A 231-nucleotide genomic window follows, 5' to 3' on the forward strand; every position below is an offset into this window, starting at 1 on the left:
GCACAGATCGACGTCGCGGTTGCCAAGCAGCAGGCATCCGCTGCGGACGAGGTTGAGACCGGCAAGGAACTGGAGCGCCAGCTCAAGTTGGCAAGCGATGGTCGCGCAAGTTCCGTGCAAACCCTAGAGAGGGCCACGGCGGCTCGCGACCGTGCGCTCGCCGATGCGAAGATGAATGTTGCGACGGTGAACGCGCAGCGTGCTCAGCTTGATGTGCTAGCCAGGCAGCGG

Annotated in this window: 1 protein-coding gene; it reads left to right on the top strand. The window is 64.1% G+C overall.

Annotation, left to right across the window (positions count from 1 at the left end):
* Positions 1 to 231 (top strand): hypothetical protein (locus SB724_RS22030; RefSeq protein WP_410573234.1); only part of this gene is annotated, 231 nt, incomplete at both ends.

Origin of the sequence: Bacillus sp. SIMBA_031 (assembly GCF_046535225.1) — a bacterium.
GTDB lineage: Bacteria > Bacillota > Bacilli > Bacillales > Bacillaceae > Bacillus > Bacillus velezensis.